Source organism: Chondromyces apiculatus DSM 436, from assembly GCF_000601485.1.
Taxonomy (GTDB): Bacteria; Myxococcota_A; Polyangia; order Polyangiales; family Polyangiaceae; genus Chondromyces; species Chondromyces apiculatus.
Map to the genome: position 1 here is coordinate 91,160 of NZ_ASRX01000054.1, position 9,268 is coordinate 100,427.

Annotated in this window: 5 protein-coding genes; 2 read left to right on the forward strand and 3 right to left on the reverse strand. The window is 71.8% G+C overall.

Translation table 11 applies throughout. The features are described from left to right. Positions 1–748 precede the first annotated feature (748 nt). The gene (locus CAP_RS29425; RefSeq protein ID WP_044246976.1) at positions 749–4,258 is read right to left on the reverse strand and encodes a Kelch repeat-containing protein; all 3,510 of its coding nucleotides are present in this window, start codon (positions 4,256–4,258) and stop codon (positions 749–751) included. 362 nt (positions 4,259–4,620) lie between these two features. On the opposite strand from CAP_RS29425, the gene CAP_RS52680 reads away from it, so the two are divergent. Together CAP_RS52680 and CAP_RS29435 are read left to right on the forward strand one after the other, a co-directional pair. Beyond that, on the forward strand, positions 4,621–6,609 hold the full coding sequence (locus CAP_RS52680) for a serine/threonine-protein kinase (protein ID WP_052376306.1): 1,989 nt from the start codon (positions 4,621–4,623) through the stop codon (positions 6,607–6,609). Continuing rightward, positions 6,599–8,359, forward strand: coding sequence for a PEGA domain-containing protein (locus tag CAP_RS29435; protein ID WP_052376307.1), 1,761 nt, complete (start codon positions 6,599–6,601; stop codon positions 8,357–8,359). Before CAP_RS52680 ends, CAP_RS29435 begins: the two co-directional genes overlap by 11 nt. Here the strand turns inward: CAP_RS29435 and CAP_RS55215 are convergent. Then, a complete protein-coding gene (locus tag CAP_RS55215) occupies positions 8,347–8,472 on the reverse strand; it encodes a hypothetical protein (RefSeq protein ID WP_269324735.1) in 126 nt (41 codons plus the stop codon). The genes CAP_RS29435 and CAP_RS55215 overlap by 13 nt on opposite strands. A 30-nt stretch (positions 8,473–8,502) precedes the next feature. Continuing rightward, positions 8,503–8,754, reverse strand: coding sequence for a hypothetical protein (locus CAP_RS29440; RefSeq protein ID WP_044246977.1), 252 nt, complete (start codon positions 8,752–8,754; stop codon positions 8,503–8,505). Positions 8,755–9,268: the final 514 nt, after the last annotated feature.

The following is a 9,268-nucleotide window of genomic DNA, read 5'->3' on the forward strand; positions in this document are numbered from 1 at the left end:
GGGGTGGTGCGCGCGCGGCGCCTCGCCCTCGATCTCCCTGGGTGTCACCACAGGCCTGCGCACCGTCGAGCCCGGGTCCGGGCGCGCCACCGCGGTCTCCCGGGGTGATCCCTGCGGCTCGCGCGGCGCCACCCTGCGCACCTCCGCCCTGCCCGCAGGCTCACGCGGCGGCCATTCCGCGCTCCCAACCTACCGGGAAGCGCCCTGACCGCTCCGACTGCCGCCGGCGGACGACGACGGCACCATTCCGCGCGCGCGAACGCCTCCCTCCACGGACGCCGCCGGGAGTTGCGCGCGGCGACCACCCCCAGCGCGCGACGACGATGCCAGTCCACCCGCGAGGAGCGCCCCCCATCGCCCACAGCTCCCCGCGTTCGCGCGCCGAGCCCCGTCATCCTCGGCCGAGGGCGACAGGGCGGGGAGCGCCAGTGGCACGGTCGTCGCTTCAGGGCGACAGGAGCTGCGGTGAGAATGTCGCCGTCTTCCGGCGACGGCGACGTTCGGCGCGGTGAGAATGTCGCCGTCGCCGGAAGACGGCGACGTTCGGCGCAGTGAGAACGGTGACGTCACGGGAGAGACCGTGAGGTTCGTCACGCCGACTGGCACCTGTCGGCGCGGACGGTGAGGGTCGGCGCGGTGAGAATGTCGCCGTCTTCACAGGACGACAGGACTCGACGCCGCTGGAGGCGGCCCATCCTCACTTTCGGGCGGTTTCGGGCGGTTCAGGAGGGGCGCGGTGTCGGGACGCTCACGTCAGCGCGCGCCGCTCACGTCTGCGTCGTCGCCCGCGCCCCAGGGCGACACCGGCTGCCAGCAAGAGCGCGGGCACCGCCGGTACACGGGAGGAGCCCGGAGAGGACACGACGGAGACGCTGCACGAGCTGCGGTCGAGGAAGCTCGCGCCGGGCGGTGGAGGCACGCAGGCGCCGGAGGGAGCGCAGACCAGGCCGGGGCTACACCCGTCGGCCGACGTGCAGGAGGTGAGGCACGCGCCGCTCGAACCGTCGCAGGAGTAGGGCGCGCAAGGCGGGGTCACGTCGACGCAGGTGCCGTTCGCGGGGGCGTGGTGCTTCGTCGAGCAGGCCCTCTCGCAGAGGTTCCCGTCGCACGCTTCGTTGCAGCAGACGCCCTCCGTGCAGAACCCGGACCGGCAGTCGGCGTCGGCCTGGCACCCCTCTCCGTTGTCCAGAAGGGGGATGCACGCGCCGTCATGGCAGAAGTACTCGGGTGTGCAGTCCTCGGCGGCCTCGCAGGGGTCCGCGCACCCGCCCGTCTCGGGTCGGCAGACGTAGGGAGCGCAGGCATGCAGCGGGGTGCAGATGCCTTCCTGCACGGCGCCGAGAGACTTCAGGCAGGTCGCGCACAGGCCATCGTTGCAGATCGCGTCGCAGCAGACCCCCTCCCTGCAAAAGCCGCTCGCGCAGTCGGCGGATGACGAACAGTCGGCGCCGAGGCTCAGCGGCTCGAACAGCGCTGCGATGGGCGTCCTGTCCGACGCGATGCGGGAATATCCGGCGACCAGCACCTGCCCGTCCTCCAGCAAGGTGGCGCTGACCTTGCTGAGCAACCCTTCCACCGTCCCTGTCGACGTCCAGACCCTGCTCTCAGGGTTGAAGACTTCGGCGCGCATGCTCTCGATGCCGCCCTCGGCACCTCCCACGACCAGAACGCGTCCATCTCCGAGCAGCGTGGCAGCGGGCGCGTCACGGGCTGCATGCATGGGCGGCAGGAGGGTCCACGTCCGCGCCTCCGGATCGAAGAGTTCGACCGAAGAGGTGTGCCCTTCTTCGGCGGATTCCGTGCCGCCCCCGACCAGAACACGACCGTCTTCGAGGAGCGCCGCGGTGGGGTTCCGGCGAGGCATGCTCATGGGCGGGAGCTGCTCCCACGTCTGGGTCTCCACGTCGAACATCTCCGCCGTCGAGGTGCCCCCCTCACCGGTGTCGCCGCCGAGCACGAGCAGCCTCCTGCCGTCGCCGAGCCGTGTCGTCGCATGCAAGGTTCGACCTGTGCTCATCGTCGCGGAGATCGAGGTCCACGTCCTGGAGCCAGGCTCGAACATCTCTGCGGTGTCCTGCAGTCCCCCGGCATTTTCGCCTCCCGTGACGAACACCCGGCCATCGTCGAGCAACGTCGCCGTGTGTCGGATGCGCGCGGTCTGCATCGGGGGAAGCAGGCTCCAGGTGCCGAGCTGCGGCTCGAACAGCTCGGCAGCGCCACTCACCAGGGTATTCACCAGAGTGCGGCCTCCCGTGGCGAGGATGGTCCCGTCACCAAGTCGCGTCAGTGTCTGGTCTTCGTGAGGGGGGGCCACTGGCGGCGAGGTGAACGACCAGCTCCGCGTCTCCGGATCGAAGAACTCGGGCGTGCTCAACGCGCCCACTTTTTGCCCGGCGTCGTTCAGTTCGTAGCTCGTGGCAGTGAAGAGGACACGACCCTCTGGAAGTCGCGCTGGACCCGGAACTCCCGCTGAAGAAGAGGTGAAGGAGGGTGAACGCATCGGTTGGAGGAGGGACCAGGGGCTCGACCGCTCATCGAACAACAGCATCGACGTCGTCGAGAGCTCCAGGCTGGTGAACAGGACACGGCCGTCCTTGAGCCGTGTCGCCCGGGGATTGTAGAAGGTGATGGGAAAGAAGGGCGTGAGCGTCCACTCCTGCGACTGCGGGTCGAACATCTCCGGGCGGGAGAGTTGAGACACGCCTGTGTTCGAGACGAGGACAAGGCCGCTCCTGAGCCGTGTCACCTCGATCTCTCCATGATCCGCTTTCATGTGGAGCAGGGACCACGTACCGGTCTCAGGGTCGAAGATCTCGGCCGTCCTCGTGCTCTCGTCTGCCGGGCTCTCCTCCGGGGTGCTTCCGGCGACGAGGACCCTGCCGTCCAGGAGCAACGTCGCGCCGTGTCTCGAACGCGGAAGGTTCATCGGCGTCGAGAGCTGCGTCCACGTGCTCGACCGCGGGTCGAACAGCTCCGCGCTCGCGCTGATCCCTGCTTCCGTCCGGCCTCCTGCGAGCAGGACACGGCCATCGCGAAGCACGGTCGCCGTGTGATGAACACGATCCACGCCCATCGAGGAGGGGAGGTCGGCCCAGGTGTTCAAGACTGGATCGAAGACCTCGGCGCGCTGATGGTCCACAGGGCCCTCATCATTTGCTCTCCCTCCACCCGTGGCGAGCACCCGGCCATCGTCGAGCAGCGTGAACTCGCGGTCGTGCGCCGGCGCGGACACCGGGGAGGCCGTCGCCGTCCATGTGCCCGAGATCGGATCGAACACCTCGGCACCCGCGATCAGCGCCCCCCCCGGTCCCCCGGTCGTCAGGCCTCCCGCGACGAGGATGCGGCCATCGTGGAGCACGATGGCCGCATGACCCCAGCGACCGGTGCTCATGGGCGCGACGGGCGTCCATGATTGGTGCTCCGGATCGAACACCTCGGCCGACGCGATACCTTGAGGGGGCACGAAGGAGCCAGTGAACCTCGCACCGCCGGCGATGAGCACGCGCCCGTCGCGCAGGGGGGTCACGCTGGAGCGGAGGCGCTGCTCATCCCTCGAATTCTGCAGCTCGATCCACTTGGGATCCACCAGCACCGCCTCCTGCTCCGCCTCCACCCAGAGCGCCATCCTCCCTCCCGAGGCCTCCAGCCGGCTCTTCACCGGCCTGCCCCCGAGCGCATACGCCGCCGGCGCCGTCACCAGCATCCGCGCTGTACCCGCCGCGTCGGCGAGCTGCACCCCCTCGCCGCGCTGCCGCAGCGTGGCTCCCTCCACGTCCCATGCCGCCACCGGCCGGTCCCGCCGCACCGTCGCCGCGTCGAGCAGCAACCACTCCTCGTAGCCCCCGTCGTCCGTCGCCACCCAGAACGACGTCCCCCCGGGGCGCCCGTAGGCCACCGCGTCCTCCACCAGCGTCCCGTCGCCGAGAGCGCCCACTTCGCGCACCTGCGCCGCGAAGCCGTCGGGGAGCGCGAGGTGCAGCGATCCGTCTCCGCGCGCTGGCAGGCGTGCTTCCAGGCCCCTGGCTGGCGCACCAGGATCCTCCTCGCTGCCCGGGAGCTGAAATCCCTCCACGCCCGGGCCAAACGCAGGGTGCCCGTGGAGCACGGCCTCGGCCTGATCCGGGAAGTACTGGCCGAGGCTGCGCGCGTCGAGTGGCGCGCTCTCCTCGGCGCAACCGAGCACGCAGACAGGCATGCCCGCGCCGAGCACAGGGAGGGCGAGAGAGGCGAGGCGGCAGAGCAAGGGGGCATGGGGCATGCAGAGTTCCTCTCGCGATGAAGTGCCACGGCGGCGTGGCTGGAGATCGCGCGTGCAGGGCGCGTGGCCTGCGCGTGGTCTGCGTGTGCTGCGTGTGCTGCGTGTGCTTGGAAAGAGGCGCTCTCGATGTGCTGGCCTCCCCTGCGCCGAGCGTACCATCGAGATCCAGGCCGAGGTCAGGTCGCCGCGCGGGCGCGGTGCAGACCGGCCGCTGCGCACCGGGCGGGCGTACCGGCAACATGGTTCCGGAGAACCACACGTCGAGATGCACGCGCGCGGGCGTACGACACGCACCTTCTTCGCGGCTTGCGCGGCCTCGGGCTGTTGCCAGCGCGGCGGAGCGGCCGGTACTCTCGGGTGCGGTGCTCGGGGAGACGCTGGACCGTAAGTACAAGCTGCTCCGCGTCCTCGGTGAAGGCGGCATGGGCTGCGTGTACGAGGCGGAGCACGCGGAGACCGGCGCGCACGTTGCGGTCAAGGTCATCAACAGCCGCCTGGTGGAGACCGAGGGCGGCGGGATCGCGCGCTTCCGGCGGGAGGCGCGGGCGGCGGCGGCGATCAGCAGCGCACACGTCATCCAGGTGCTCGACGCGGGGCACGACGAGGCGATGGGACGGCTCTACCTGGCCATGGAGATGCTCGACGGCGAGGACCTGGCCAAGGTCATCGAGCGCTGCACGATGCTCGCTCCGGACACGGCGCTCCGCATCGCGGCGCAGGCGCTGCTCGGGCTGCAGAAGGCGCACGAGGCGCACATCGTTCACCGCGACATCAAGCCGGCGAACCTGTTCCTCGCGCGGGGGGCGGACGGGGAGATCACGGTCAAGGTGCTGGACTTCGGGATCGCCAAGATCAAGGCGGACCCGCTGGGCGCGGTGCACACCACGGGGCTGACGAACACCGGCGGCATCCTGGGGTCGCCGCTCTACATGTCACCCGAGCAGATCGAGAGCAGCCGGGACGTCGATCCGCGGAGCGATCTGTGGTCGCTCGCGAGCACGCTCTACTGCGCCATCGCGGGGCGGGCGCCGTTCCAGCACGCGGTGTCGGTGGGGAAGCTGCTGGTCTCCATCTGCTCGTCGCGGCCGCCGCCGCTGCGGGAGGTGGCGCCCTGGGTGTCGCCGGAGCTGGGGAGGGCGGTGCACCGGGGGCTGGAGGGTGAGCCGGAGCGGCGGTACGAGAGCGCCGCGGCCATGCTGGAGGCGCTGCAGCCGCTGCTCACCGGGGGGCTCACGCTCCGCGAGGAGATGCTGGTCGGGATCACCGAGGCGGAGCGCGCGGTGCGGGTGGCGCCGTCGGCGCCGCCGCCGTCGTCGCCGTCGTCGCCGTCGTCGCCGTCGTCGCCGTCGTCCGACGAGCAGCAGGTGGTCATCCGGGGCTCGGGCAGGGCCATCCCGGAGGACGCCACGACGGCGCCGGATGCCGGGGGGGTCCGCGGCGTGGAGACGCTGGTGCAGGAAGGTGCGGTGGCGGTGCCGCCTGCGCCAGGGAGCCGTGACAGGGTGCCGCTGCCTCGTGAGGGTGCAGCGATCCGGGGCACGGACGCGGGGGCGAGCACCGACGCGGTGAGCGGGGAGCGGTTCGGAAACGTCGGCAATGCCGCCAGGCTGGCAGGGACGACGACCGGCGGGCAGGAGAAGCCCCGCCCCAGGGCCGGGAGCGAGGCCGCAGGCGCGCGGGATGCGAGGCCGTCGGGGCGGCGCGCGCTGCTGGCCGTGGCGATCGTCGGCCTCGGCGCGGCTGGGATCTACCGGGTGATGCTGAGCCAGCGGGAGCGGTTCATGCTCGATCCATCCCTCAGCGTGGCGTTCAGCGTGCGCACAGAGGTGACCCCGGCATTGCCTGCCGCCGAGGCCCCGTCCGGTGCTCCCGCGCCGCACTCTCCTGCCCCGCTGAAGGAGGTGCAGGTGGTGGTGCTGCCCGCCGACGCCGCGGTCGAGGTGGACGGCAGCCCTGCCGAGGTGCGCGGGGGCGCGATCACCCTCCGCGGTGGTCTGGGGACCGTGCACCGGGTGCGGGTGCTCAAGGAGGGGCGTGAGGCCGAGAGAGAGGTCGTCGTGACCGAGAAGGGGGCGATGCCTCCCGCGGTGGAGATCGGCGCGTCTCCTGCGCACGCCGCAGCCACGGCGCTCACGCCGACGCCGACGCCGACGCCCCGGCCGCGTCCCAGGCAAGGGGCGAAGACAGGCGTGGAGCCCGCGGCACCTGCTCCCCCCGCCTCACCCACGCCACCGACACCGCCGACACCGCCGACAGCGCTCCCACCGCCTGCCTCACCACCGCCGCCTGTCCCGCCCGCGCCCGCTGCGCCGCGCACCCCTGAAGAGGTGCTGATGCCCGATGCGCCCTGAGTGCCGGGCGCGGCGGAGCAAGCAGGAGGCGCTCGGCGCGGTGGTCCTCGCGGCAGCGCTCCTCCGAGGCGTGGCCACGCCGGCCCTGGCAGCGCCCCAGGAACCTCAGAACGAGAACCGGCAGGCCGAGGCGACGGCCAGGTACCGCAAGGGGCGGGAGCTCTACACGCAGGGTGAGCATGCCGCGGCGCTCGCGGAGTTCCTCGCCTCGCGCGCGCTGCACCCGACGTGGTCGGCGACGTCCGCGGCGGCGCTGAGCTTGAAGCAGCTCCGGCGGCACGACGAGGCGCTCGACATGTTCGAGGCGCTGCTCCGGCAGTTCGGCGAGGGCCTCTCCGCGGAGCGCCGGGAAGCGGCGCAGCGGGAGATCGTGCAGCTCCGGGGGCTCGTGGGCACGGTCGACATCGACGGTGCGGAGCCGGGCGCCGCGATCACGGTCGACGGGCAGGACCGGGGCGAGTTTCCCACGCTGGCGCCCCTGCGCGTGGCGGTCGGGGCCCACCTGGTGCGGGTGCTCAAGGAGGGCTTCGAGCCCTTCGAGCAGCGGGTGGACGTGGCCGGGGGGCAGACGGTGCGCGTGCAGGCGAAGCTCCGGGCGCTGGCGCGCTCGGGGCGGCTGCGGGTGGCCGAGACGGGCGGCAGGGCGCTGGAGGTGGTGGTCGACGGGAGCGTGGTCGGCAAGACGCCCTGGGAGGGGCGGCTGGCGGTCGGGGAGCACGTGGTGTCGCTCCGGGGGGAGGGCGATCTGGGGACGCCGCCGCTGTCGGTGCCCGTCGCGCTGGACACGACGACGCCGCTGACACTCGCCGCAGAGGTGCTCTCGGCGGGGCTGCGGGTCGCGCCGGAGCCGCTCAGCGCGGTGGTCGCCGTCGATGCGGTGTCGGTCGGGCGGGGGATCTGGGAGGGGCGGCTGCGCGAGGGGGCGCACCGGGTCGAGGTGGCGGCGCCCGGCTTCGTGCCCTGGGTGCAGGAGGTGTCGCTCGGGCGCGGAGAGCGCAAGGTGCTGCCCGTGTCGCTGACGCGGGACCCGAGCTCTCCTTTCTGGCCGAAGCCGCCCCGGAAGCCGCGGTTCGTGGTGGAGCTGGCCCAGGCGCTGGCGCTGGTGCCGAGCTTCGGGGGCGACGTCGCCGGGGGCTGCACGGGCGGCTGCGGGCTGGGGGTCGGCACGGGCGGGACCATGGTCCTGCGCGGGGGCTACGAGCTGGGTCTGGGGCTCGGGTTCGGCCTGTCGCTGGGCACGCTCTCGGTGACGCAGACGGTCACGGGGCGTAGCGCGCTGGCGAGGCCCGTGGGGCTGTCGGGCGTGCTGGGGATGGTGGATGACGACCTGCGCCTGCAAGGCGTGGTGGCTGGCGCCTGGGCGGGGCTGACGCTCGAGACGTGGCTGCCGATCCACGTTCGCCTCGGGGCCGGGACGCTGCTGGGGACGATGCGGGACGCGCGCCGGGGCACGCTGCCCGAGGATGGTGACCGGGGCGCCAAGGGCTTCGGCGATCTCACCGAGGTCCACGACGCCCGGTACTTCTACCTGGAACCGGAGGTGCGCCTCGGGCTCAAGCTCGGGGAGCACGTGGCGCTGAATGCAGGGCTCGGCGCCTTCGTGCTGTTCGCGTTCACGCGCCCCACCTGGGACGAGACGCACGCCTTCGATGGCGGGGAGCACGGTTACGCGACCTTCGACGCGGAAGCGCTCACCGGGCAGATCGTGGTCGCGCTCGCGCCAGGGCTGGGAGCCCGCTACGACTTCTGAGCCTCCACCCGCGCGCCGAGCTGCGGGAGGGCGTTCAGCGCGGCGTCGCGGGCTTGATCACGTTCGTCGATGAGCAACGCGCAGCGCGCAGCGCGCCTCACGGTCCCGGTCATGCCAGGATCGCGACGCCGGCACGCCCACGATCACATGCAGCACATGTAGGGGTTGGAGGCGCAGCAGGAGCCGCCGTCGACGATGCACTCGCAGCCACATCGGGGGCACATCTTGTCCTTCTCCGCGTCCTCGCTCACGGCTTCCGCGGGGCTCGCGGTGTTCTGCACCGCTTCGTGGGCCGGTGCGAGGTTGGTCGGCGTCGGCTGCACCGAGGCGCTGCTGGACATGCTGAGCAGCGCGATGGACATGACGGACAGGGCAGCGGCGATGATCTTCTTCATGGGAAACTCCTTGGTCTTCACGATTCCGGGTGGAGAACACGGTCCGACACGGGTTCGGGCCGCGCGATGCGCACCCTTGCGGGCTCGCACAGCACCTGCGTGGACGAGGGTCCGTCCTGCGGTCGAAGGTGAACTCACCTTCGCGCTGTCGTGTGGCTGCTATTACAAGGGGTATGCCAGCCGGCTTCGTGCGCATTGCAGGCGAGAGATACGCGCATGGTGGGGAAACGATCGGCGCGCCACGCGCACCTGATGCGGCGCTTCAAGGACGCGCAAATGCTCGTCATTTATTCATGAAATGGCTTCGTAGGGGTTCCACGCGGGGAGCAACGGCAATGGTCGCGCCGCGTCGTACCGCGTCGTATCTCACCTGCGCGGGTTGCGCCGAACATGCCCGAGTTGAGCAGCCCTGGCGCCTGTCGCACCGCGATCGCGTGGACCCCTTCCCCTGGCGGCGCAGGGTGGGTTCGTGTCGGACGTGCGGGGCGCTCTGGCGGTGCGGGGCGGGGGCGGG